General features: G+C 59.5%; 24 protein-coding genes. 13 read left to right on the top strand and 11 right to left on the bottom strand.

The window, feature by feature from the left end; genetic code table 11:
- Nucleotides 1–63: 63 nt before the first annotated feature.
- From TRM7615_RS12855 to TRM7615_RS12825, 7 genes are all read right to left on the bottom strand, one after another.
- Nucleotides 64–1,167 carry a mandelate racemase/muconate lactonizing enzyme family protein gene (locus TRM7615_RS12855; protein ID WP_108788132.1) on the bottom strand — a complete coding sequence of 368 codons (1,104 nt, stop codon included), beginning with the start codon at nt 1,165–1,167 and terminating at the stop codon, nt 64–66.
- On the bottom strand, nt 1,164–2,273 hold the full coding sequence (locus tag TRM7615_RS12850; RefSeq protein ID WP_108788130.1) for a mandelate racemase/muconate lactonizing enzyme family protein: 1,110 nt from the start codon (nt 2,271–2,273) through the stop codon (nt 1,164–1,166). Before TRM7615_RS12850 ends, TRM7615_RS12855 begins: the two co-directional genes overlap by 4 nt.
- Complete coding sequence (locus TRM7615_RS12845; protein ID WP_165821428.1) at nt 2,270–2,554, bottom strand: cupin domain-containing protein; 285 nt, start codon at nt 2,552–2,554, stop codon at nt 2,270–2,272. Before TRM7615_RS12845 ends, TRM7615_RS12850 begins: the two co-directional genes overlap by 4 nt.
- Entirely contained in the window at nt 2,551–3,657 is a 1,107-nt protein-coding gene (locus tag TRM7615_RS12840; RefSeq protein ID WP_108788128.1) for a mandelate racemase/muconate lactonizing enzyme family protein, read from the bottom strand. The genes TRM7615_RS12845 and TRM7615_RS12840 overlap by 4 nt, the downstream gene beginning before the upstream one ends.
- Nucleotides 3,654–4,232 (bottom strand): dimethylsulfonioproprionate lyase family protein, encoded by a 579-nt coding sequence (locus TRM7615_RS12835; protein ID WP_108788126.1) that lies wholly within the window; start codon nt 4,230–4,232, stop codon nt 3,654–3,656. Before TRM7615_RS12835 ends, TRM7615_RS12840 begins: the two co-directional genes overlap by 4 nt.
- Nucleotides 4,229–5,311, bottom strand: a complete 1,083-nt coding sequence (locus tag TRM7615_RS12830; protein WP_108788124.1) for an alcohol dehydrogenase family protein — start codon at nt 5,309–5,311, stop codon at nt 4,229–4,231. Before TRM7615_RS12830 ends, TRM7615_RS12835 begins: the two co-directional genes overlap by 4 nt.
- A 71-nt stretch (nt 5,312–5,382) precedes the next feature.
- Nucleotides 5,383–7,836, bottom strand: a complete 2,454-nt coding sequence (locus tag TRM7615_RS12825) for an FAD-dependent oxidoreductase (RefSeq protein ID WP_108788122.1) — start codon at nt 7,834–7,836, stop codon at nt 5,383–5,385.
- A 68-nt stretch (nt 7,837–7,904) separates the two neighbouring features.
- On the opposite strand from TRM7615_RS12825, the gene TRM7615_RS12820 reads away from it, so the two are divergent.
- From TRM7615_RS12820 to TRM7615_RS12755, 13 genes are all read left to right on the top strand, one after another.
- The gene (locus TRM7615_RS12820) at nt 7,905–8,792 is read left to right on the top strand and encodes a MurR/RpiR family transcriptional regulator (RefSeq protein ID WP_108788120.1); all 888 of its coding nucleotides are present in this window, start codon (nt 7,905–7,907) and stop codon (nt 8,790–8,792) included.
- On the top strand, nt 8,789–9,880 hold the full coding sequence (locus TRM7615_RS12815; RefSeq protein ID WP_108788118.1) for an aromatic ring-hydroxylating oxygenase subunit alpha: 1,092 nt from the start codon (nt 8,789–8,791) through the stop codon (nt 9,878–9,880). The genes TRM7615_RS12820 and TRM7615_RS12815 overlap by 4 nt, the downstream gene beginning before the upstream one ends.
- A gap of 154 nt (nt 9,881–10,034) precedes the next feature.
- On the top strand, nt 10,035–10,427 hold the full coding sequence (locus TRM7615_RS12810; protein WP_085794390.1) for a carboxymuconolactone decarboxylase family protein: 393 nt from the start codon (nt 10,035–10,037) through the stop codon (nt 10,425–10,427).
- 75 nt (nt 10,428–10,502) lie between these two features.
- Nucleotides 10,503–11,942, top strand: a complete 1,440-nt coding sequence (locus TRM7615_RS12805) for an arylsulfatase (protein WP_108788116.1) — start codon at nt 10,503–10,505, stop codon at nt 11,940–11,942.
- A 531-nt stretch (nt 11,943–12,473) separates the two neighbouring features.
- The gene (gene pcaF, locus TRM7615_RS12795; RefSeq protein ID WP_108788112.1) at nt 12,474–13,676 is read left to right on the top strand and encodes a 3-oxoadipyl-CoA thiolase; all 1,203 of its coding nucleotides are present in this window, start codon (nt 12,474–12,476) and stop codon (nt 13,674–13,676) included.
- Nucleotides 13,677–13,689: 13 nt separating this feature from the next.
- Nucleotides 13,690–14,667, top strand: a complete 978-nt coding sequence (gene paaA, locus TRM7615_RS12790) for a 1,2-phenylacetyl-CoA epoxidase subunit PaaA (RefSeq protein ID WP_108788110.1) — start codon at nt 13,690–13,692, stop codon at nt 14,665–14,667.
- Nucleotides 14,664–15,140: a DUF3291 domain-containing protein gene (locus TRM7615_RS12785; RefSeq protein WP_108788108.1), complete on the top strand. Its 477-nt coding sequence runs from the start codon at nt 14,664–14,666 to the stop codon at nt 15,138–15,140. Before paaA ends, TRM7615_RS12785 begins: the two co-directional genes overlap by 4 nt.
- Before the next feature lie 72 nt (nt 15,141–15,212).
- Nucleotides 15,213–15,497, top strand: coding sequence for a 1,2-phenylacetyl-CoA epoxidase subunit PaaB (paaB, locus tag TRM7615_RS12780; protein WP_108788106.1), 285 nt, complete (start codon nt 15,213–15,215; stop codon nt 15,495–15,497).
- Nucleotides 15,497–16,258, top strand: a complete 762-nt coding sequence (paaC, locus tag TRM7615_RS12775; protein WP_108788104.1) for a 1,2-phenylacetyl-CoA epoxidase subunit PaaC — start codon at nt 15,497–15,499, stop codon at nt 16,256–16,258. Before paaB ends, paaC begins: the two co-directional genes overlap by 1 nt.
- Before the next feature lie 6 nt (nt 16,259–16,264).
- A complete protein-coding gene (gene paaD, locus TRM7615_RS12770) occupies nt 16,265–16,726 on the top strand; it encodes a 1,2-phenylacetyl-CoA epoxidase subunit PaaD (protein ID WP_108788102.1) in 462 nt (153 codons plus the stop codon).
- Nucleotides 16,727–16,750: 24 nt separating this feature from the next.
- On the top strand, nt 16,751–17,824 hold the full coding sequence (locus TRM7615_RS12765; RefSeq protein WP_108788100.1) for a 2Fe-2S iron-sulfur cluster-binding protein: 1,074 nt from the start codon (nt 16,751–16,753) through the stop codon (nt 17,822–17,824).
- A gap of 11 nt (nt 17,825–17,835) precedes the next feature.
- The gene (locus tag TRM7615_RS12760) at nt 17,836–18,597 is read left to right on the top strand and encodes a Phenylacetic acid catabolic protein (protein ID WP_108788098.1); all 762 of its coding nucleotides are present in this window, start codon (nt 17,836–17,838) and stop codon (nt 18,595–18,597) included.
- A 314-nt stretch (nt 18,598–18,911) separates the two neighbouring features.
- On the top strand, nt 18,912–19,892 hold the full coding sequence (locus TRM7615_RS12755) for a D-glucuronyl C5-epimerase family protein (protein WP_165821427.1): 981 nt from the start codon (nt 18,912–18,914) through the stop codon (nt 19,890–19,892).
- Here TRM7615_RS12755 and TRM7615_RS12750 read toward each other — a convergent pair.
- From TRM7615_RS12750 to paaG, 4 genes are read right to left on the bottom strand one after another with little or no spacing between them, the layout of a single operon-like run.
- Entirely contained in the window at nt 19,884–20,480 is a 597-nt protein-coding gene (locus tag TRM7615_RS12750; protein WP_108788094.1) for a TetR/AcrR family transcriptional regulator, read from the bottom strand. The two genes, TRM7615_RS12755 and TRM7615_RS12750, sit on opposite strands and share 9 nt — an antisense overlap.
- A gap of 3 nt (nt 20,481–20,483) precedes the next feature.
- Nucleotides 20,484–21,794 (bottom strand): phenylacetate--CoA ligase PaaK, encoded by a 1,311-nt coding sequence (gene paaK, locus TRM7615_RS12745; RefSeq protein ID WP_108788092.1) that lies wholly within the window; start codon nt 21,792–21,794, stop codon nt 20,484–20,486.
- A 15-nt stretch (nt 21,795–21,809) separates the two neighbouring features.
- Nucleotides 21,810–22,238 (bottom strand): hydroxyphenylacetyl-CoA thioesterase PaaI, encoded by a 429-nt coding sequence (paaI, locus tag TRM7615_RS12740; protein ID WP_108788090.1) that lies wholly within the window; start codon nt 22,236–22,238, stop codon nt 21,810–21,812.
- Between the two features lie 2 nt (nt 22,239–22,240).
- Nucleotides 22,241–23,026 carry a 2-(1,2-epoxy-1,2-dihydrophenyl)acetyl-CoA isomerase PaaG gene (gene paaG, locus TRM7615_RS12735; protein ID WP_108788088.1) on the bottom strand — a complete coding sequence of 262 codons (786 nt, stop codon included), beginning with the start codon at nt 23,024–23,026 and terminating at the stop codon, nt 22,241–22,243.
- Nucleotides 23,027–23,118: the final 92 nt, after the last annotated feature.

Below are 23,118 nucleotides of genomic sequence, written 5' to 3'. Positions count from 1 at the left end.
TGCTGCGGTCCTTTGCCGTAGGGGATTCCTTGGGTTTTGAAATTTTGACCAGAAAGTCAAAAATCAGTCAAGAACGAGATCGGGCAGGCCGAGCACATCTTTGTCAGGTTGAATGCCAAGACCGGGTCCGTCCGGCGGCGAAATCCGACCTTGTTCGCGCGTCGGAGCATCAGGGGCGAGCCGTGGAGCCACATAGCCAGACAGATCGCAGACGTTCAGAACGCGGGTCGGGTCCGTCGACGCGCCCAGATGGAGCAGCGCGGCTGTTGTGATGTCCGAGCCCCAAGTATCTTCGATGCACATCTTGGCGCCCAAATGCAGACACAGGTCGCGGGCGCGGCGGGTGGCAGATAGCCCGCCAAATTTCGACAGTTTCAGCGCGACGGCGTCCATGCAGCCCTGAGCGTGGCCTTGCAACAGGCTGGCCGTGTCATGGGCGTTTTCATCGAGCTTCATCGGCAGACCCGTTGCAGCGCGAACCCGGGCGCAGTCTTCGATGGTGGCGCAAGGCTGTTCCAGCATGATGTCCAGATCTGCCACAGCGCGCCCTACGCGAGTGGCATCCAGCGAGGTGGCGCCGCAATTCCAGTCACCATAGACCAACGGCCCATCTCCTACTGCTTCGCGTACTTCGCGCAAGCGGGCGGCATCGGCTTGCCAATCGGCATCGGCGCCCAGCTTGACCTGAAACTGGCGCATACCTGACTGATAAGCGGTCTGTGCGATACGGGACATTTCATCAGGTGCGACGCAGGTGATCGAATGATAGAGCGGCATCGTCTCGGTTCGGCGCCCACCAAGAAGTGCATGAAGCGGCAGGTTGGCGGCCTGCCCGGTCAGATCCCAAAGAGCGATGTCCAGTGCGGATTTGGCATAAACGTGGCCCGGCAGGTGTTTGTCGAGCTTGGCCATCAGGGCCTCGGGTCCGACAGGATCAGCGCCGAGCAGCATCGGCGCCATTTCCTGCACAGCGGGCGCCACGCCACGGGCGTAGGCCGGCAGATAGTGGGGGATCGGACAGACCTCTCCCCACCCGGTCAGGCCAGCGTCGGTTTCAAGAGCCACGACCACCGTTTCGACCGTGTCGCAGGTTTTGCCGTCGGCCATGTAATAGGCGGTGTGACTGGTAAGTGGCACGTGCCACACAGAGATGCGGATAAGCTTCATGAGGCGTAGACAGCTACCGGATCGCCCAATGCGTCTTCGTCCGGGTGAACGCCTAGGCCAGGGGTTTCGGGCAGATGCAGATGGCCGTCAATGTTGCGGGGACCGCGACCATTGGCAACGTCCACGGTGAGCATGTCCTGACAGGCCCAAACCGCGTGGCAGTTGGCATCGGGAATGGTAGCGGCGAGATGCAACGCCTCGGTGTCGGCCAGCACCGAACCGCCAGTCGCCATGACGAACATGTCGATGCCGTGCGCCAAAGCGATGTCGCGCATACGGGCGGCTTTGGTCAGGCCGCCGACACGGTTGAGCTTGATCCCGAACACCTCGGCCAGGCCATCGCGGGCGATACGGGCAGCGTCCTGAAGGGTGACAAGGCTTTCATCGACGCTCACCGGGGCCGAATGCAGCGGGCGGATGGTGGCAATGTCATCGAGGCTTTCACACGGTTGCTCGAACATCACCTGCAGATCTTCGGTCGCGCGCATCACGCGCAGGGCCTGCTGCCGGGTCCAGCCACGGTTGACGTCGTAGAGCACGATTTCACCGGGGCGGCGGATGTCTTCCATATCGCGGACGCGTTCGATGTCGCGTTCGACGTCGCCCCCGATCTTGACGGAATGGGCGACATAGCCGCGTTGGCGATAGCGGTCCACGACGGCGCGAGTCTCGGCCGCGGTCTTTGCACCGACCGAGGAAGCGATGGGACGTGGAGTTCGAGACCCGCCGCCCATCAAGTCAGCAATCGGCAGGCCCGCCGCCCGCCCCGCAATGTCCCAACAGGCCATGTCGATGGGGGATTTCGCATAGAGATGCCCCGGCAGCGCCAGATCCATCGCGCGCTCCACGTCCAGAACGCGGCGCGGGTCGAGACCAAGGATGAAGGGTGCCATGGTTTCGATCCCGGCGCGGATGCCCGGTCCATGGGCAGGCACGTATGTGTGCCCCCAAGGCGTGCCCTCGCCCCATCCCACAAGCCCCGCGTCGGTTTCAAGCTTGACCAGCGTGGCGTCCAATACTTCGAACTTGAGCCGTCCGCCCGAGAGCCAATAGGGATGCTCGAGCGGCAGATCGACGTGATAGACCGTGATGCGGGTGATTTTCATTTCAGTTCCACTTCGACAAAGCTCATCGGCTGATCCGAGGCGTTGATGACATTGTGTTCGACACCTTCGTCGCGGCGATATGAGGTGCCTGCAGGGACGGTGACTTCGTTTGACGTGCCGTCGGGCAGCTCCAGCCGCATATGACAGTCGGTGACCGCGGTGATGACGTAATCCATCGCATGACGGTGCCATCCGGTTTCTGCTCCGGGCGCGAAATCGAACCGCGTGACCCGAACCCGATCGTCGTCGATCATCTGTGTGGCTTTTGCTTGTTCGGTCATTGGACGAACTCCTCTACCGGGGTGCCGAGACTGTCGAAATCAGGGGTAACACCCAAACCCGGCGTGTCGGTGGCATATAACTTGCCGTCGCGCGCCTCTGGCCCGCCGAGGCCCGTCGAACGGGTGTTGTAGTTCATCAGGTCCGTGGTGTTGTGCATGTATTCGGGCGGCGTGGTGGCCGCGAAATGAGCAAGAGCGGCACTGGTGATCTCTCCGCCCCAGGTGTCTTCGGCAACAACAGGGATGCGGTTTTCAACAAGGTAGTCACGCACGCGGCGAGCCTTAGAGAGGCCGCCGAGGTTGGAGATCTTGAGGCAAACGAGTTCTGCCGCGCGATCTGCCACGATTTGCTGTGCCACGGCCATGCAGGTCACGCATTCGTCCAGCTTCATCGGCAGGTCGGTTCGCGCGCGCACCTGCAGGCATTCGGCATAGGTGCGGCAGGGTTGTTCTAGGATGTAGTCCAGGTCGCGCGTGGCACGGGCTACGCGGATCGCATTGTCCACACGCCAGCCCTGATTGGCATCCGCCATCGCCTTTTCACCCGGTTTCAGCAGCGGCACGGTAGACCGGATACGGTCGATGTCAGCAGCCCAGTCGCCGCCCACCTTAATCTGGAACTGGCGATATCCTTGTGCGCGATAAACCTCCATCTCGGTGATGGTCTCGCTGGTACTCTTTTGTGGCGCCACGCGGTACATGGGCGCACCATCGGTCAGCTTGCCGCCCCAGACCGCCCAAAGCGGCGCGTTGAGGGATTGCGCAAGGATATCCCAACACGCCGCATCAAAGGGTGATTTGGCGTAGCCGTGTCCCTGCACCAGATGGTCCATGACCTGCTCGATCCGGGCCACATTACGAGGGTCCTCGCCCAACAGATGCGGTGCGATCAGACGGGCAAGCGCAGGCACCCCTTCGGAGTGCGCCACCATGTAGTTTTCGCCACAGGGTGTGAACTCTCCACAGCCCTGTAGCCCCGCATCAGTATCGATCACCACGACCGAGGCGCGTGCGACTTTGATCGCATTGCCGGCGCCCCAGACGTAAGCCCCGCCCACGTAAGGCAGATCTGTTTGAAAGACACGGATGCGGGTGATTTTCATGCGGCGTCCATCTTTGGCAGATCGGCCATGCCCGCCCCGCGCCAGAGCACGAAGGTCAGGATAGGCTGGCCATGTGTTACCATCGCGTGGCTTTGCCAGCTGTTGTGAGCACGGGTTTCGCCCGCTGGGACGCTGACCCGATCCTCATCAGCGTAGAACGTCGCTTCGCCCGCGATGTTTAGATACAACTCCTCGGCCTCGTGACTGTGCCAGTCATAGCTCAGCCCCTCGCCCCAAAAGCCGATGTAACCACGCAGTTGGGTCGAGTGAAAATGACCCGTGGGTCCAAAGAGTTCGTAGTAGCCATAGCAATTGCGAAAATCGGCGCCGACTTCTTCTTCGGTATAGGTGCGTTTCCAGCTTGCCAGATGTGTGGCCGATTTCACCGCCTGCACCAAGGCATCTGTCCGTTGCGTTCCTGGCAAGGTCAAGTTCGCCACAAGGTCAGAGGCTGGGACAGCTCGCGGTTGCAGGCCGGATGGGGTCAGGTCATCCGGCCAGGGGGCGAACCCGTTCAGATCGGGGTGCACGGCATGCAATTGCCGAGCGGCTTCAAGGACAGCGTCGAGGGTCATGGGATCACTACGATGTTTCCGGTGTGGGTTTTGTTGATAAAGGCCTGCTGGGCCTCTCGTAGTTGATTAAGGGGGTAGGTCGCGGCCAAAGCTGGCTTGATCTTGCCATCCTCTATAAGTTTCACGACATCAGTGAAGTTTTCCGGACGATTGACGGTCGAGCCGGTGAACGTCAGATCCCGCAGATAGAAGGTACGCAGGTCAAGCTCGACCATGGGGCCGGCGATGGCGCCCGAACAGGTGTAACGTCCGCCGCGTTCGAGAACGTCAATTAGCTTGGGCCAATTGTCACCACCGACGACGTCAGCAACCACGGTGATTTTCTCACCTTTGAGCGCCTTGCGCAGGTTTTCAGGGTTCCGTGGCAGGATCATGTTCGGCCCCAATTCGGCAACCTCGGCATGTTTGGCCTCGGACGCCATTGCGATGGTGCGCGCCCCGCGCAGATTGGCCAGCTGAATCAGCGCGCCGCCCACGCCGCCGGATGCGCCGGGGATCAGCACGGTGTCCCCTGCCCCGACATTGGCGCGATCCACCATGCCCTCGGCGGTGACATACGAGCAGATGAAGGTGGCAAGCTCAGCGTCGCTGAGATCGCAGTCGATCGGTGCGGTCCCGCGAACGTCGGCTTTGGTGTATTCGGCATAACCACCGTCGCATTCCGAGCCGAAATATCCGGCCTTGTCGCGGTTCATCGGTTCATCCCAGTCCCGCAGCCAACCGGCCACCATAACGCGCTTGCCGATGAGGCCCGGATCAACGCCCTCTCCGACCGCGACAACCTCGCCCACGGCATCTGCGCCCTGGATACGAGGGAACGTCAGCGGCGCGCCGCCCCAGGTGCTGTCTTCGTCGTCGACCTCATCATAGGCGCCACCGGTTGTGGCCTCGTCCACCGCCTTGGAATACCAGCCCGTACGAGTGTTCACGTCGGTGTTGTTGAGGCCGCAAGCACCGACCTTGATCAACACTTCCATCGGCCCTGCCTGGGGAGTGGGCCAATCTTCGTGCCATTCTAATTTGTCCAGATCGCCGTGACCGGTCAGAACCATGGCTTTCATCGTTGCGGGGATGGTCATTTCAGGTGTCCTTTCAAGGTGAGAGGGGCGCGCTGCACCCGCCGCATTTGGAACAAAAGAGAGGGGCTGGGTCATTCTGCGGCCACCTTGGTGGCGTCGGTACGGGGCAACAGGCTTTGTGGGTCGTAAGCGGGCTCGCCCAGAATACGACCCTCGCGGGTTTTGCCCGCGATGATGACCTCAACCTCGGCGCCGGGATGGTTGGCGTAGGGTTTGATATAGGCAAACGCCAGGATCTTGCTAACCGTGTGGCCGTAAGCCACAGATGCGGTCGAGCCGACCACCTGCCCGTTCAGCATCACGGCCTCACCACCATGGCCGTCTTCGACACCGTCGGGTTCGATCTCCAGATAGGCGCAGACCCAAGGCAGATCGGTGTTGAGCGTCTTGTCCTTGCCTAAGTACTCTTTGTCCTGCCGGGCAAAGCGCAACACATCGGCCTCGGCCAGTGTGACCTCGTTGGTCAGCTCACCTGCACCTTTGAACCCTTTTTCCATCCGCAGGGAGTTCATCGCGAATGAGCCATAGTCGGTGATGCCATGCACCTCACCTGCGGCCCAAAGCGCGTCGTAAACGGCAAGGGTGTTTTCGCGGGGGATGTGCAGTTCCCACCCCAGCTCACCCGCATAAGACATTCGGAAAGCCCAGAGTTTGTGGCCTGCGACCTCGATCTCTTGCGCGGTGAGCCATTTGAACCCGGCGTTGGACAGGTCCACATCGGTGCAGGCCGTCATCACGTCGCGGGCGGCGGGGCCATTGACTGACAAAGCAGCCCAGTCGTTGGACCGCAGGATGATCTCGGCATCCTCTCCATCACGCTGCTGTTCAAGATGATCCAGCAGGCGCTGCTCAAAGAAGGCGGCACAGACGAGGTAGTACCGCCCCTCGTCCAGCTTCACGACCGTTGTTTCCAGCTCGATCCGGCCCCGGCGGTTGAGCATGTGGGTCAGCGCAATCCCCCCGACCTTTTGTGGCAGGCGGTTGGCTGTCAATCGATCCAGCAGTGCCTTGGCATCCGGACCCGCAACCTCGACCTTGGTGAATGCCGAAATGTCCATGATGCCGACGGCCTCGCGCACGGCCTTGCACTCACCCGCGACCATGTCGTGCACCGCGTTGCGCGTGAACGAATAGTGATCGCGCTGCTCGACGCCGTCTTTGGCGAACCAGCGGGGACGTTCGTGACCATAGACCTCTTCATAAACCGCGCCTTTGTCCTTGAGCCGGTCATAGAGCGGCGAGGGTTTGATCGGGCGCCCCGCAAGGCGGTTGAAATGTGGGAACGGGATTTCGTGGCGCAGGCAGTAGTCTTCCTTGGCCTTGGTGACCTGCCAATCCTTGGTGGCATAGCTGCCGAAACGGCGCGGATCGTATTCGCGCATCGAGATGTCGGCAGATCCGTGCACCATCCAGCGCGCCAGCTCGCGTGTCAGGCCCGGGCCCCAGCCGATGCCGATCTGAGTGCCGCAGCAGCACCAATAGTTGCGCACACCCGGCGCAGGGCCGATCAGCGGGTTGCCATCTGGTGGATGCGAAATGGCACCGTGCACGTCGCGGGAAATCCCCAACTCAGCAAAGATCGGCATACGGTTCAGGCTCTCTTCGAGCCAGGGCATGACACGGTCATAGTCAGCTTCAAACAACCAGTTTTCATAGTCCCACGGGCATTCATCCAGCCAGACCGCGTTCGGGTTGGCCTTTTCGTAAATGCCGATCAGGCCGCGTTTCTGCTCCATCCGGATGTAGCCCGAGACCTTTTTGTCGTCGCGGATGACGGGGAGTTCCTTGTCCAGCCCCTCGAATTCGGGCACGGGGTCGGTGACAAAATAGTGGTGCGTCATCGAGGTCATCGGCAGTTGCAGGCCGGACCATTCGCCCATCTGACGGGCATAGGTGCCGCCCGCATTCACCACATGCTCGCAAGTGATGGCGCCCTGCTCACTTTCCACCACCCATTCACCGGTCGGTCTTTGAGTGATGTTGGTGGCGCGGCAGCGGCGGACGATCTTGACGCCCAGCGCGCGTGCACCTGCCGCCATCGCCATCGTCACATTGGTTGGATCAACGTGACCGTCATCTGGCGTGTACAGCGCACCCAAAACCCCGTCGAGGTTGTAGAACGGGTGCAGCTCGGCCACCTTCTCGGGCCCAACAAGTTCAATGTTGAAGCCCAACGACCGGCCCACAGACAGGGTGTGGCGCAGCCAATCCATCTCATCCTCGGTATATGCCAGGCGGAACGAACCACAACCATGCCATGTCACGGCCTGCCCTGTCTCGACCTCTAGCGCACCGGAATAGAGTCCGATGTTGTAGTCCACGCATTTGCCCAGACCAAACGAACTGGTCGAATGGGTGATCTGTCCGGCGGCGTGCCAGGTCGAGCCTGATGTCAGCTCCCCCTTCTCCAGCAAGACGACGTCGGTCCAGCCTTCGTGCGCCAGGTGATAGGCAAGACCCACACCCATGACCCCCCCACCCACGATGACAACGCGGGCGTGCGACGGCAGTTTATTCTCGGACATGATTTTTCCACTTCATGCATCACGATTCTGCTCGACAGGCTAATTCCACATTTGTACCATCGTCAATCATGAATGACACAAATGTATCATCAATCGTTCTGAACCGGCTGACCGAGGAATGGGATGCCCTGACGCCCGAGGCGCAGAAGGCCGCGCGTTACGTTCTGGAAAACCCCACGGATGTGGGGGTTTCGACCGTGCGCGAGATTGCCGAAGCCGCCAATGTGAAACCCAACACCTTTGTGCGCATGGCCCGCCAAGTGGGTTTTGATGGGTACGAGGATTTCCGCGCCCCATTCCGCGACGCGATCAGGCGGGGGACCGTGTCCTTCCCGGATCGCGCTCGATGGCTGCAGGATATTGGGAAGTCCGGCGAGCTTGGCGGGCTGTATGCCGATATGGTGGGCGCTGCGATCCGCAATATCGAAGAGACATTTGGTGGGATCAGCGAAGAAGCCCTGAAGGCGGCCGCGACGGACATTTGGAATTCGCGACAGATCTATACCCTGGGCGTAGGCGTCAACAACTCGAACGCGCGCAACTTCACTTATCTTGCCTCAACAGGAATGAAGCAGTTTCACGCGATCCCGCGACCGGGGTCCACGGCAATCGACGATTTGGCCTGGGCGGATGAGCAGGACGTGCTGATCGCCATCACCTGCCATCCGTATCGCACCGAGGTGATCGAAGCGATCAAGCTGGCACGCGAGCAAGGGATGACAGTGGTGGGTCTGTCAGACAGCCCGGCGAGCCCAGTGATCTTGAACGCCAATCACGGATTTGTCGTTGCTGCCGACACGCCGCAGTTTTTCCCCTCGTCCGTGTCGACAATCGCACTGTTGGAAACGCTGCTGTCCTTTGTGATCGCCGTCTCCAGCGACGAGATCGTCGAACGGGTCGAGCGGTTTCATCGTCGTCGCCATCAATTGGGCCTATATGCGGAGGAGCCTGAATGAACGCACCCCTGACGCAGTCTCTGGACGCGCGCTATTATACCGATCCTGCGATTTTCGAGCAGGAAATGCAGGGTCTTCTGGCCCGCACCTGGCAGTTTGCGGGCCATATCGCTCAGGTCCGCGAAATCGGGGATTACTTTGCCTTCGAGATCGCGGGCGAGAGCCTGTTCTGCATCCGCGGCCGCGATGGTGAGATCCGAACTTTCTATAACGTCTGCCAACACCGCGCGCATGAAATGGTCACCGGTGCGGGCAATACGCGTGTGGTCGTGTGCCCATACCACTCGTGGACCTACGAGCTGTCAGGCGAGCTGCGCGCAGGGCCCAACATCAAGTCAGTGCCGGGATTTGACCGCTCGGCCATTTGCCTGACCTCGGTCCAAACCGAAGTGTTCAACGGCTTCATCTTCGTCAATCTTGATGACGATGCGGCACCTATGGACGACTGGTATCCCGGCGTGCGCGAAGAAATCCGCGCCTATGTGCCCCACATCGACGCGCTTGAACCGTTGGAATGGGTCGAGGTTCCAGAAAACTGTAACTGGAAAGTCAGCATCGAGAACTATTCGGAGTGCTATCACTGCCCGACCAACCACCCCACCTTTGCCGAAGGTGTGGTCAAACCCGAGACCTATGACATCAAACCCGACGAGGGTGGCGGCTATGTCCTGCGCCACACCACCGAGTGTCAGGCCCTCGACAAGATGACCTATCCCATCGACATGTCGGTGCCCCATGCGGGTGACTATCAGTCGTGGTTCCTGTGGCCGATGTTTTCGTTTCAATGCTATCCGGGCAATGTGCTCAACACCTATCACTGGCGCGCCCAGGGCACCGATCACTGCACTGTCTGGCGCGGTTGGTTCACCGAGGGCGGGTCGGAAAGCGCGGTCATCCGGCAACTTGCAGTACAGGACCGCGAAACCACTGTGGAGGAAGACATTCACCTTGTGGAATCGGTCTATCGCGGCCTTAAATCGCGAGGGTATCGTCCGGGTCCGCTGGTACTGGACCCATCGGGTGGCGTGATGTCCGAGCATTCCATTGCCAGGTTACAACAATGGATGCGTGAGGCTGTCGACCCATAGCCGGGCATCAGCAACCGGGGGCGCTGCCCGTTGTCCGACCACCGCTCCTTTGACGCAACGCCCGCCCAGCGATAGAACACCACGGCTTGCAGGGAACGACCCAAACCGGGCCATCTGACAACCGCCCAACAGCCAAGACCGATACGGAGAAATTATGGCCGATTTGTTCAACGAAGATCTGTTCCTCAAAGGCCTGGAACAGCGCAAGGGCACTCTGGGTGCCGAATACGTCGAAAAGAACCTGGCCGCGGCCGATGACTTCACCCGCCCCTTTCAAGAGGCGATGACCGCCTGGTGCTGGGGCTTCGGTTGGGGCGATGACGTGATCGAGCCCAAGACACGCTCGATGATGAACCTCGCCATGATCGGCGCACTTGGAAAGATGCATGAGTGGGAGATTCACTGCCGCGGCGCGCTCAACAACGGTGTCAGCAAAGAGGAAATCCGGGCCATCATCCATGTGATCGGCATCTATTGCGGGGTTCCACAGTCGCTGGAGTGTTTCCGAGTGGCTCGCAAGGTACTGGAAGAAGCCGGACAGCTTTAAACCTAAGGCCTGAGCTGTTGACTTAAGCTCGCATTCAAACGTTAGAATGCCTCCAGTTGATCTGGAGGTACTTTCATGAAGATATTTCGCAGTCTCCTGATAGCGGCCGGTCTGACATGTTCTTTGTCGTCCATTGCCGCAGCCCAGGACAAACCCAACATCGTCTTCGTCTTTCTGGACAATTTCGGCTGGGGTGAACCCGGGTTTAATGGCGGCGGTATTATCCGCGGAACCGAGACACCTTCAATGGATGCGCTGGCCGCCGAAGGCCTGCGGTTGACCAATTTCAATGTCGAAAGCCAGTGCACCCCGTCGCGCGCCGCCACGATGACAGGCAGATACGGCATTCGCAGCGGCAATCACACAGTGCCACTTGGCGGCGGTGTTTACGGTCTGGTGCAGTGGGAAATCACGATGGCCGAGATGCTGAAAGAGGCTGGTTATGACACCGCAATGCTCGGCAAATGGCATCTGGGCTGGACCGAAGGGCGGTTCCCAACAAGTCAGGGTTTCGACGAGTTTTATGGCGTCGAAACAACGGATGTCACGGTTTGGCGCACACTTAGTGGATTTGCCGAGGCCGACATGGAAGCCCCTGTTGTCATGCAAGGCGTGGCCGGGCAGCCAGCCACCGTGGCCCGGGATTATGACATCGAGTATCGCGGCCTTATCGATGGGGACCTGACCGACAAGGCCGTCGACTTCATCAACCGCAAGAGCGAGACAGACGATCCGTTCTTCCTGTATCTGGCCTATACCAACACGCACTATCCAAACATCCCCCATCCAGAGTTTGACGGTGAAACCGGGAATGGTGTTTGGGCGGATATCCTGCTTCAGACCGATACCTATGTTGGTCGTGTGACCGAGGCCTTGGAAAAGGCTGGTGTCAGCGACAATACCGTCGTGATCTTTACTGCAGACAACGGCCCAGAGGCATTGCCGGTCGGAAGTTCCAACGTGTCCCCCACGCCTGCCGTGCAAGGAACCGCTGGCCCATTCCGTGGCACCCTTTTCACCAGCCTTGAAGGCAGCATGCGCGTCCCATTTGCGATCAAGTGGCCCGGCAAGATCCCTGCCGGATCGGCCAGCAACGAGGTGGTGCATTCTATGGACTTGTTTCCGACCCTCGCCGCCTTTGCCGGGGGCAAGGTTCCACAAGACCGGGCCTTTGACGGGATCGATCAATCTGCGTTTTTTCTGGGCCAACAGAAGAATTCGAACCGGGACGGCGTGATCGTTTACATGGGAGAGCAGATCTTTGGCGTGAAGTGGCAGGATTGGAAAGTTCTGTTCAAGGAAAACGCGACGATCTTCAGTCCGACGGAAACCTCTGACACCCCTCGGGTCTACAATCTGCTGAACGATCCCGGTGAACGCGATAACGTGCTGTTCCCTTACACCTGGGTTGCTGAAAAAGCTCTGCCACAACTGGGTGAGCATCTGGCTACGTTCCAGAAATACCCCCCCATCGCACCGGGAACGCCAGATCCCTACACGCCACCTTCGGACTGAAGAACGCAACATACGACGCCACCTGAATGTCCGAAGGCAACATAAGCTCTGAGATTTTGAGCTATCAGGCCTTCAAGCTTTGGCTCGCCCATTATGTTCCGATCGACCGGGACATTCTGCATGTCTTGCTCGGCATGCTGTGTTGATCTCGGTCCTCGCATTGTCCCGGCGCAAGCCGGGGCTGCGACCTGGCCTGCAGGCGCTGGCGATTTCATTTGCTTTGGCCGTGGCAATGGAAGCGCTGGACCTGCGCGACGATTTGAAAACGTTGTCCCGCTGGCGATGGCAAGAGAGTCTGGCTGACATATTGCGCACGATTGCAATCCCACTGCTGGCCTGCGGATGGATGTGGGCGTTTCGGCGAAACGGTCGCCGCTGACCCACGCCAGGCGTTCATGACATCCATATGTTACCATTTTTACCGACTTTCTAAAAATGTGTTACATTTTACTTGCCGCGAATCATATTCACACGTATTACCCGACCAAGCGGTCACCTTATGGTGCAGACAACAATTGGAGACTATTCTGAATGGACGCCTTCATCTGCGACGCACAACGCACCCCAATCGGACGCTACGGCGGGGCCCTGTCCGGGGTTCGGACCGATGATCTGGCTGCGCTGCCAATTGCCGCCCTGATGGAACGCAACGTCGATGTGGACTGGGCCAGTGTTGACGACGTGATCTTTGGCGACGCCAACCAGGCTGGCGAAAGCAACCGCAACGTGGCGCGGATGGCCGGGCTGCTGGCGGGTCTGCCAATCGATGTCCCGGGCACCACAGTGAACCGCCTGTGTGCCAGCGGCATGGACGCGGTTGGCATGGCCTCGCGCGGGATCAAGGCCGGTGACTATGACATGGTCATCGCCGGTGGCGTCGAAAGCATGAGCCGCGCGCCTTTTGTGATGCCCAAGGCCACCAACGCCTTTAGCCGCGCCAACAGTGTTTATGACACCACCATCGGCTGGCGTTTCGTGAATAAGAAGATGCACGCGATGTATGGCACCGACACGATGCCGCAGACCGCTGACAACGTGGCCGACGACTTTGGCGTCAGCCGGGCTGACCAGGATGCCTTTGCCGCGCGCAGCCAGGCCCGTTGGGCTGCGGCTGATGCAGCCGGTGTGTTCAAGGACGAAATCGCGCCCGTCACAATCCCGCAGCGCAAGGGTGATCCGATCGTGTTCGACACCGACGAGCACCCCCGCCCCGGCTCAACCATTGAAAAGCTGGCAGGGCTCAAGGGCATCAATGGCCCCGACAAGACCGTGACCGCAGGCAACGCCTCGGGCGTCAATGATGGCGCAGCGGCGATCCTGATGGCCAACGAAGCTGCAGCGGCCAAGAACAGCCTCAAGCCGATGGCCCGCGTGGTGGGCATGTCGGTAGCGGGCGTGGCGCCGCGCATCATGGGCATCGGCCCGGTGCCTGCCTGCCGCAAGGTGCTGGCCCGCGCAGGTCTGACCATCGAGCAGATGGATGTGATAGAATTGAACGAAGCTTTTGCCAGCCAGGGTCTTGCCACCCTGCGTGAGCTTGGCGTGGCCGATGATGCACCCCATGTTAACCCCAACGGTGGTGCGATCTCGATCGGGCACCCGCTGGGTATGTCGGGCGCACGTCTGGTGCTGACGGCGGCCTATCAATTGCAACGCACGGGTGGGCGCTATGCGCTGTGTACCATGTGTGTTGGCGTCGGTCAGGGTGCTGCCCTGATCCTGGAACGAGTTTAAGGAGGGAACTGCCATGTATGCACAGATGGTCAAATCCGAAGCGTCACAGGAAGATCCTGAAAAGCTGGCAGCCTTTCAGGCCCGCATTGACGCAGGCGAAAAGATCGAACCCAAAGACTGGATGCCGGTCGGGTACCGCAAGACACTGATCCGTCAGATCGGTCAGCACGCCCATTCCGAGATCGTCGGCACCCTGCCCGAAGGCAACTGGGTCACCCGCGCGCCCACATTGGAGCGCAAGGCGATCCTATTGGCCAAGGTGCAGGACGAGGCGGGCCATGGCCTCTACCTCTACTGTGCGGCCGAAACACTGGGCGTCACCCGGGACGAGGTCACCGAAATGCTGCTGGACGGTCGCATGAAATACTCGTCGATCTTCAACTACCCATCGCTGAACTGGGCCGACATCGGTGCCATCGGTTGGCTGGTGGATGGCGCGGCGATCATGAACCAGGTGCCGCTGCAGCGGACTTCTTACGGTCCCTATTCCCGCGCGATGATCCGCATCTGCAAAGAAGAGAGCTTTCACCAGCGTCAAGGCTATGACGCCATCCGCGCCTGTGCCGAGGGCACGCCTGCGCAGAAGAAAATGGCTCAGGATGCGCTGAACCGCTTCTGGTATCCGTCGCTGATGATGTTCGGCCCACCGGACGGGGACTCGGTGCATTCGGAACAGTCGATGGCGTGGAAGATCAAGATCAACACCAACGACGAGCTGCGCCAGAAATTCGTGGACCAGACCGTGCCGCAAGCCGAATTCCTTGGCCTGACCGTCCCGGACGAAAATCTGAAGTGGAACGAAGAGCGCGGGCATTATGATTTCAGCCAGCCCGACTGGTCCGAGTTCTTTGACGTGATCAAGGGCAACGGCCCCTGCAACGTCGACCGTCTCGCCGACCGCAACAAGGCCTGGGACGACGGTGCCTGGGTCCGCGAAGGTATGCTGGCCCACGCCCGCAAAAAGGCTGCGGCCAGGGTGGCTGCCGAGTGAGGCACCTCGCCCAGATCAACGTTTCGCGTCTGAAGTATGACGTGGACGATAGACGGGTGCAGGATTTTGTTCGGGGGATCCGCCGGGTGAACCACCTGGCGGACCGCAGCCCGGGGTTTCAGTGGCGATATGCGGACGACAATGGTGTCGCCATGCAAACTACGGTTCCGGGGCAACCGAACATGATCGCCAACCTGTCGGTCTGGGACAGCATTGAGGCGCTGGAAACCTTTGTCTGGGGCACCGTGCACCGGCAATTCTTTGACCGCCGCGCCGAGTGGTTTGATCTGCTCGACACGGCCCACGCCGCCATGTGGTGGGTGGACACGGGGACGGAACCCAGCCTGCAAGAGGCTCTGGACTGGCTCGACCACCTGCGCGCCCACGGCGACACAGATACCGCCTTTGGCTGGGCCTACCTGCCCGAGGCAACGCGATGGCGAGCCACATCCGGCACAAGCGCCACCGCCTGAACAGTTTGAAACAGATCGTCGGTCACGCGACCGGCAAGGCGCGTTGCGCCGAGCCAGGAGGAGTACTGAGCTATGAACAACGAATGGCCCCTTTGGGAAGTTTTCATCCGCGGCCAGCACGGCATGAGCCATCGCCACGTGGGCAGCCTGCATGCACCCGACGCCGAAATGGCGATCAAGAACGCCCGCGACGTCTATACCCGTCGCAACGAAGGCGTGTCGATCTGGGTGGTCGAGGCCGTGAACATCGCCGCCTCGTCGCCGTCGGACAAAGGCCCGCTTTATGAACCCAGCGAAAGCAAGGTTTACCGTCACCCGACCTTCTTTGACATTCCTGATGAAGTGGGGGCCATGTGATGACTCGCAACGAGGCTCTGTTCGAGTTCCTCCAGCGTATGGGGGACAACACTCTGATCCTGGGTCACCGGATCAGCGAATGGTGCGGGATGGCCCCGGTCCTGGAAGAGGACATCGCGCTGTCGAATACCGCATTGGATTTCATTGGTCAGACCCAGTTCTGGCTGGGCTATGCGGGCGAGGTTGAAGGTGAAGGTCGTGATGCGGACCGTCTGGCGTTTCACCGCGACGCCTGGGATTTCCGCAACGTGCTGCTGGTTGAAATGCCGAACGGCGATTTTGGCCAGACCATCATGCGCCAGTTCCTGTTCGATGCCTGGCATTCGATCTACATCGCGCGCCTGCTGAAAAGCAGTGACACCCGCGTGGCCGAGATTGCCGAAAAGGCCAGCAAGGAAATCGCCTATCACCTGGAACGCTCGGCCGACACGGTTGTCGCGCTTGGTGACGGGACCGAAGAAAGCCATGCGCGCATGCAGAAGGCGCTGGACTATCTCTATCCCTACGTGGGTGAGATGTTCCTTTCCGACGAAGTGGACGTCGATATGGCAGCAGCAGGTGTAGCCCCGGATCCAAGCAGCCTGCGCGAAGAATATGACGCGCTGGTGCAGAAGGTGTTGGACGAGGCCACGCTGAGCGTGCCCGGCAATCGCTTTGCACAAAAGGGCGGCAAGACCGGCACCATGCACACCGAGCATCTGGGACACCTGCTGTGCTCGATGCAGTGGCTGCAGCGGGCCTATCCGGACGGAAACTGGTAACGGACCATGGAACAGCCAAGCGTCAAACAGGTTTGGGAATGGCTGGATGCCGTTCCCGACCCCGAGATCCCTGTGATCTCGCTCGTGGATCTTGGCATCATCCGGGACGTCGCGTGGCAAGACGACACGCTGACCGTCACGGTGACGCCAACCTACTCGGGGTGCCCCGCCACATCCGTGATCAACATGGACATCGAGACAGCCCTGCGGGACCACGGCATCGAAAAGCTGCAACTCAAGCAGCAGCTTAGCCCGGCCTGGACCACCGATTGGCTGACCGAGCGCGGCAAGGCCCGACTGGAAGATTACGGGATCGCCCCACCGCAACCTGCGGGCGGTCCAGAGCGGTGCCCAAACTGTGGCAGTAAAAACGTGCAAAAGGTCAGCCAGTTCGGCTCGACCCCCTGCAAGGCGCATTGGCGCTGCACCGACTGCCTGGAACCGTTCGACTATTTCAAATGCATCTGAGCCCCAGATAAGAGGAGACGCCCCATGGCGCGCTTTCACGATCTGACCGTCACAGACGTTCACAAAACCATCCGCGACGCTGTCGTGGTCACGCTGCAGCCCGTCAACGGCGCAGCCGAAGAATTCGATTTCACCCAAGGCCAATACCTGACCTTCCGCCGCGATTTCGACGGCGAAGAGCTGCGCCGGTCCTATTCGATCTGCGCCGGTAAGGACGAAGGTATCCTGCAGGTGGGCATCAAACGTGTCGACGGGGGTGCCTTTTCGACCTGGGCCAATGAAGAGCTGAAGGTGGGAGACACCATCCAGGCCATGCCGCCCATGGGGGGCTTCTTTACCGCGCTCGATGCGGATGCCAGCAAACACTATCTCGGCTTTGCCGGCGGCTCGGGCGTGACCCCGGTTCTGTCGATCCTGAAGACCACCCTGGCGCGCGAACCCAAGGCGCGGTTCACGCTGGTCTATGCCAACAAGGGCGTGAACACGATCATGTTCCGCGAAGAGCTGGAAGACCTCAAGAACCTCTACATGGGCCGCCTGAACGTGATCCACATCCTGGAAAGCGACGCGCAGGACATTGACCTGTTCACCGGTCTGGTGACACAGGACAAATGCGCCGAGCTGTTCAAGCACTGGATCGACATCAAGACCGTGGACACCGCATTCATCTGCGGGCCAGAGCCGATGATGCTGGGCATTGCCGCTGCGCTGCGCGATCACGGGCTGGACGATGCCCAGATCAAGTTCGAGCTTTTTGCCAGCGCCCAGCCGGGTCGCGCCAAGCGCAAGACTGTTTCGGGTGATGCTGCGAGCAGTGCAAACCAGACCAAGGCAGCCATCACGATGGACGGCTCGACCCAGACGATCACCCTGCCCAAGGACATGTCGATCCTGGACGGTGCGCTCGAAAACGCGATGGACGCACCTTATGCGTGCAAGGCAGGAGTTTGTTCAACATGTCGCTGTAAGGTGCTCGAGGGCGAGGTCGAAATGGTCGCGAACCATGCGCTGGAGGACTATGAAGTCGAGAAAGGCTATGTCCTGTCCTGCCAGGCCTTCCCGCTGACGGACACCGTCACAGTCGACTTTGATCAGTAAGGAGAGGGATCATGGCAGAAGATATGACAATCGAAAGCTACCTGGCCGCCGGCGGGGTGCTGACCAATCCCACCAACGTGCCACCGCGCTATCGCGCCGAGCTGATGAAACTGATGGCGACCTTTGTCGACAGTGAACTGGCAGGCGCGGCAGGTTTTGCCGATGTGATCAACGCAGGCCCCGGCATCAAGGAACGTATTGCCGCTGCCAAGATCGTGCTGGAAAAGACCGACAATGCCGACCGTGTGCTTCGGATCATGGGTGATTTCGGCGCGGATGCAGATCGCTATGCAAACAATCACCCTTGGACCACACGTTTGGAACGGGACGCAGACATCGGAACCTCGCGTACGGACCACGACATGCGTTTGGCGGTGTTCAACTACCCGCTTGACGGCTGGGTAGACGCAGTGGCGATGAATCTACTGATGGGCCGGGCAGTAGTCATCCAACTGACCGAGTTCTCGATGATCTCGTACCAACCGCTGGCCGAAGCGTTCCGCACGATCACCCCGATCGAAACCCGTCATGCGGAACTGGCTGCCGAAGGTGTGATCAAGCTGATCGAAGAAGGTGAAACCGCTGCCTTGCAAGCTGCCGTCAACTACTGGTGGCCTCGTGTAGCTGCAAGTTTTGGCTCCAGCTCATCCACCAAGGCCGAGAGCCTGAAGGAAATGGGCCTACGCAAGTCGACCAACGCAGAGCTGAAAACCCGTTGGGAAGCAGAAGCGACCACGTTGCTTGAGAGCTTTGGCCTGGACGTCCCGTCCTGAGCATTGGCTTTTGCAAATTGGATTAGAATGGCCGCAGCTTTGTCTGCGGCCGCTTGCATATTCACTTTCGCCACATTGACAGGGTGTCATCTCCTGCAACATAAGATCGCATACTAATTTTCGACATTTAGTCCTTTGGTTCCAGAATAGTGAAACCCTCTACTCAAAATCTGACTATGGTGCGGAAAGTTGTGCGTCCTGCGCTGCATTTTTGTCGGCACTACACGCAGCATGTTCTGGTCCACATGGTGTATTACGCCCGCCTTCTCAAAGGAGGGGAACGATGGCGCCCAATCCGACCGAAAAACGCGCAGATGCATTCGATTGCTCCCGATCTGCCCGAGATTTTGTTGGTGGACTACGATCTTTTGACAACGCCTGTCGTCGGGCAGCATCCGGTGCTGTCACCACCAGAGGGATGGCATCCGCAAACGTCGTTGTCCTTGGAGGAGGCCCTGCCTTTCCCCTGGTCCAAGACCTACACGGATGAATATGGGCAGCTGTTTCAGCCCGTCGTTTTCTGGCGGAACGCCATCGCGCTGGACGAATACCTGAAATCTGAACAGGATCCAGCCCGGCAACTGGCCGCCCTTACACTGGCAAACCTGCTGCTGGAACGGTTGCGCGCTTTCACTGTTCGCGATGGTGATGCGGCATTTATCGAAAATCGCTTTGCCCTGAATTCGACGTCACCCGCGTTGGACGCGCCTTGGGTCAGCGCCATCTCAAACGCCTTTGCGATCCTTGGTTGCCTACGTCTTTCCAAACATCTTGCCGTGGACGAGGACCTTTTGATGTACGGCCGCGCGTTTCAAGGGATCCATACCCAAGGAGGTGTTGCTCCGGGTCGTTGGATTTCATTTCGGGATCGTGCCGGATATCTTTGGTTCGATGAATACCCTCTGCCCAACGGGCGCGCTACGCGGGTTCAAAACGGTCATATTTTTGCGGTTCTGGCGCTGCATGAACTTTCGCTGAACTTTCCAGGACGGGATTTCGGAACTCTCACGCGGGCCGGAGCAACCACAATCGAAGCAACCGTCGCGTGCTTCCGTCGTCCAGGCACCTATAGCCGGTACGCTCTGGGACGTTGGTTCGAAGGGGATTACTTACCGGGTCGGGCCATTCGGCAGCTCTATCAGCTTTATGAACTGACAGGGGCACAACGTTTTCTGAGCTACGGCGATCTATTGTTGAAGGATACGCGTTCCGACCTATCCCAAACCTATCTGGATACTGTCACGTTCGCACGAAAGGCCGCCCTGCGGCGGCGCCCGCAATCCGTGTCAGAGTGAGCCGACGCCATTCAACGTGAGTTTGGTCACCAGATCGGCATAGTCCTCGCGCGCCTGCGTTCCCGCGCCGGTATTCCACATGTAATACCAGTTCAGCATGCCGAATATCGACATTGTAGTGGACCGAAGCTTGCCAGGGCTATTTTCAAAGGTACCGGGGGCAACTTGGCACAGGATGTCGCTTAGGTAGTCAACCATATCACGCTGATAACCGCGTAAAACCTTTTGCTGTTCTTCAGGCAAAGCGGACATGCCGCTGATCTGAACACGGTGCTCGTCGTCCACACCCTGATAGGCCAGCAAGATCTCGGCAATCACCATGCGCAAACGGGCCGCGTCATCCAAGCCGGACAAATCGATACCGCAAATCAGATCCCGCAGTTCGCGCAGATAGATTTCCAGGATGTCATACAGGATGGCATCCTTGCTGTCGTAGTAGTGATAGATGTTCGCCTTTGATATCCCGCATTCCCGCGCCAATTGGGTCATTGACGCGCGATCGAACCCCTCGCGCGCAAAGACGCGCGCGGCGGATTTCAGGATCTGAGCCCGTTTCTGATCATGGTCTTTTGCAATCGTGCGGGCCAAATTCTATTCCTTGTCTCGGTTGTCGACGACGCGCTTGGCTTTGCCTTCGGAGCGCGCCACCTCTCCGGGATCGCCTACGATGATTTCTGTTGAAACGCCCACGATGTCCTTGATCCGCTTGCTCAGCATCCGCGCGGCGGCGGTCTTGCTGAGCTCGTCAGCCGCATCGGGGTTGGCTTCGACAAAGACCCGCATAGCATCCATGCGCCCGGATTTGTAGAGTTCGATCTGGAAATGCGGGGCCAGCCCGCCGGTGGCCATCAGCTGTTCTTCGATCTGTGTCGGGAATACGTTGACCCCACGCAAGATGATCATGTCATCAGAACGGCCGGTGATCTTCTCCATCCGCCGCAGCGAACGCGCTGTGCCCGGCAGCAGTCGCGTCAGGTCGCGGGTGCGATAGCGGATCATCGGCAGGCCCTCTTTGGTGAGCGTGGTAAACACCAGTTCGCCCATCTCGCCATCAGGCAGCACTTCGCCAGTTTCGGGATCAATCACCTCTGGATAGAAGTGATCTTCCCAGACGTGCAGTCCGTCTTTGGTTTCGACACATTCGTTCGCGACGCCCGGCCCCATGATCTCGGACAGCCCATAGATATCAACTGCATGCATGTCGAATGCCTGCTCGACCTCATTTCGCATCGCGTTGGTCCAGGGTTCGGCACCGAATACACCGACCGACAACGAGCTTTCGCGGGGGTCCAGGCCCATCTTGTGGAACTGCTCAAGGATGTTGAGCATGTAAGACGGGGTCACCATGATGCCGTCGGGCTTGAAGTCGTTGATCAGGCCCACCTGCTTTTCGGTCTGGCCGCCGCCCATGGGCACCACAGTCGCGCCCAGACGTTCGATGCCGTAATGCGCGCCCAGACCGCCCGTAAACAGGCCATAGCCATAGGCGTTGTGCACCATGTCGCCCTTGCGCAGGCCCGAAGCCCGCAGCGAACGCGCCAGCAAATCGGCCCAATTGTTGATGTCATTGGCTGTGTAACCCACGACGGTCGCCTTGCCGGTGGTGCCGGACGAGGCGTGCAGGCGGATGATCTGTTCGCGCGGGACGGCAAACAGGCCAAATGGATAGTTGTCGCGCAGATCGTTCTTGTATGTGAACGGGAACTTGGCAAGGTCCGACAGGCTTTGCAGATCGTCGGGATGCACGCCCGCCTCGTCGAACCGCTGCTTGTACATCGGTACATTGTCATAGGCGTGGCGCAGCGACCACTTCATCCGCTCCAGCTGTTTAGCGCGGATCTCGTCGATCGAGGCGATCTCGATCGGGTCCAGGTCGGCTTTGTTCGGGGTCAGGTCCTTCATGGCGTCCTCCACACCTTAATCTTCATCAAACAGGGAGCCTTTGATCGCCCGGGAAAAACCCCGGAATTCGGCGATCTGTTGGCCGTCCTTATTGGTCACAGTTACATCATAAATTCCGCTGCGCCCGGTCAGGCTCAGCTCGGTTGCGGTGGCAATCAGCCGGTCGCCCAGGTGTCCGGGCGCGATGAAGCTGATCACATTGTGTTGGGCAACAGTCGATTGGTTGCGACTGTTGCAAGCAAAAGCAAAGGCGCTGTCAGCCAGCATGAAGGTCACGCCGCCATGACAAATACCATGTCCGTTACAGTGATGCGCCTCGACGGTCATCTCAAGTGTCGCGGTCGCCTCATCAATATGGGTGATTTCCATCCCGGCCCATTTCGAGGCCTGATCCCCATCCCACATGGCCTGGGCGGCGCGTTCGGCGCGGGTCTTTGGTGTCATTGTCACTTGCCTTGAAACTTGGGGCTTCGTTTTTCCAAAAACGCGATGACACCTTCGGCGTAATCCGCGCTTTCGCCACAGGTTTTCATGGCATCGGCTTCCATTTCAAGGTGCTCGATCAGATCATCGGTCGCGGCCGCCTGAATGCACTGCTTGGTCAGGCCCATTCCCAGCGTCGGGCCGTTTGCGAACTGTTCAGCCAGCGCGCGGGCCTCGGACATCAATTCGTCGTCCGGAAGGGCCTTCCAGATCAGCCCCCAATCCTCGGCCTGTTTCGCAGGAAGGGGCTGCGCCGTGAAAGCCAGCCCCTTGGCGCGCGCCTCGCCCAGCAGGCGCGGCAGATGCCACGAGCCGCCAGTGTCCGGGATCAAGCCGACCTTGGAAAAGGACTGAATGAACTTGGCGCTCTCGCCCGCCAGCACCATATCGCAAGCCAAGGCGATATTGGCCCCTGCCCCCGCTGCAACGCCGTTGGCGGCGCAGATGACGGGGAAGTTCAGCGACCGAATGAGTGTGACCAATGGCGCATAGAATGTCCGCACTGTGTTGCCCAGATCAGGGGGGCCGTCCATCTTTGACGGGTCGCGATCGCCCAGATCCTGACCCGCACAAAACCCACGACCAGCCCCGGTCAGCAGCACCGCACGAGCACCAGAATCGCGTGCATTTTCCAGCGCAGAGCGCAGCGCATAGTGCATTTCGTCGTTGAAACTGTTCAGGCGATCTGGACGGTTCAGGGTGATTTCCACCCAATTTCCATGGTCTTGCGCAAGAATCGTATCGCTCATGTCAGGCCCGCTTTGCAGATGTTTCTACAAAACAGTTGCATTAACCGAACGGTTGGTCAATAAATTTTTTGAATATGACGAATCTCTGACTT

This window comes from Falsiruegeria mediterranea M17, assembly GCF_900302455.1.
In the GTDB taxonomy this organism is placed as follows: Bacteria; Pseudomonadota; Alphaproteobacteria; order Rhodobacterales; family Rhodobacteraceae; genus Falsiruegeria; species Falsiruegeria mediterranea.
The sequence above is the reverse complement of the archived record's forward strand: the minus strand, read 5'-3'. Positions and strand labels throughout refer to the sequence as shown.

Coding starts and splice junctions, on each gene's coding strand:
- TRM7615_RS12855 (WP_108788132.1), bottom strand. CDS start 1,167: ATGAAGCTTATCCGCATCTCTGTGTGGCACGTGCCACTTACCAGTCAC.
- TRM7615_RS12850 (WP_108788130.1), bottom strand. CDS start 2,273: ATGAAAATCACCCGCATCACGGTCTATCACGTCGATCTGCCGCTCGAG.
- TRM7615_RS12845 (WP_165821428.1), bottom strand. CDS start 2,554: ATGACCGAACAAGCAAAAGCCACACAGATGATCGACGACGATCGGGTT.
- TRM7615_RS12840 (WP_108788128.1), bottom strand. CDS start 3,657: ATGAAAATCACCCGCATCCGTGTCTTTCAAACAGATCTGCCTTACGTG.
- TRM7615_RS12835 (WP_108788126.1), bottom strand. CDS start 4,232: ATGACCCTCGACGCTGTCCTTGAAGCCGCTCGGCAATTGCATGCCGTG.
- TRM7615_RS12830 (WP_108788124.1), bottom strand. CDS start 5,311: ATGACCATCCCCGCAACGATGAAAGCCATGGTTCTGACCGGTCACGGC.
- TRM7615_RS12825 (WP_108788122.1), bottom strand. CDS start 7,836: ATGTCCGAGAATAAACTGCCGTCGCACGCCCGCGTTGTCATCGTGGGT.
- TRM7615_RS12820 (WP_108788120.1), top strand. CDS start 7,905: ATGAATGACACAAATGTATCATCAATCGTTCTGAACCGGCTGACCGAG.
- TRM7615_RS12815 (WP_108788118.1), top strand. CDS start 8,789: ATGAACGCACCCCTGACGCAGTCTCTGGACGCGCGCTATTATACCGAT.
- TRM7615_RS12810 (WP_085794390.1), top strand. CDS start 10,035: ATGGCCGATTTGTTCAACGAAGATCTGTTCCTCAAAGGCCTGGAACAG.
- TRM7615_RS12805 (WP_108788116.1), top strand. CDS start 10,503: ATGAAGATATTTCGCAGTCTCCTGATAGCGGCCGGTCTGACATGTTCT.
- pcaF (WP_108788112.1), top strand. CDS start 12,474: ATGGACGCCTTCATCTGCGACGCACAACGCACCCCAATCGGACGCTAC.
- paaA (WP_108788110.1), top strand. CDS start 13,690: ATGTATGCACAGATGGTCAAATCCGAAGCGTCACAGGAAGATCCTGAA.
- paaB (WP_108788106.1), top strand. CDS start 15,213: ATGAACAACGAATGGCCCCTTTGGGAAGTTTTCATCCGCGGCCAGCAC.
- paaC (WP_108788104.1), top strand. CDS start 15,497: ATGACTCGCAACGAGGCTCTGTTCGAGTTCCTCCAGCGTATGGGGGAC.
- paaD (WP_108788102.1), top strand. CDS start 16,265: ATGGAACAGCCAAGCGTCAAACAGGTTTGGGAATGGCTGGATGCCGTT.
- TRM7615_RS12765 (WP_108788100.1), top strand. CDS start 16,751: ATGGCGCGCTTTCACGATCTGACCGTCACAGACGTTCACAAAACCATC.
- TRM7615_RS12760 (WP_108788098.1), top strand. CDS start 17,836: ATGGCAGAAGATATGACAATCGAAAGCTACCTGGCCGCCGGCGGGGTG.
- TRM7615_RS12755 (WP_165821427.1), top strand. CDS start 18,912: ATGCATTCGATTGCTCCCGATCTGCCCGAGATTTTGTTGGTGGACTAC.
- paaK (WP_108788092.1), bottom strand. CDS start 21,794: ATGAAGGACCTGACCCCGAACAAAGCCGACCTGGACCCGATCGAGATC.
- paaI (WP_108788090.1), bottom strand. CDS start 22,238: ATGACACCAAAGACCCGCGCCGAACGCGCCGCCCAGGCCATGTGGGAT.
- paaG (WP_108788088.1), bottom strand. CDS start 23,026: ATGAGCGATACGATTCTTGCGCAAGACCATGGAAATTGGGTGGAAATC.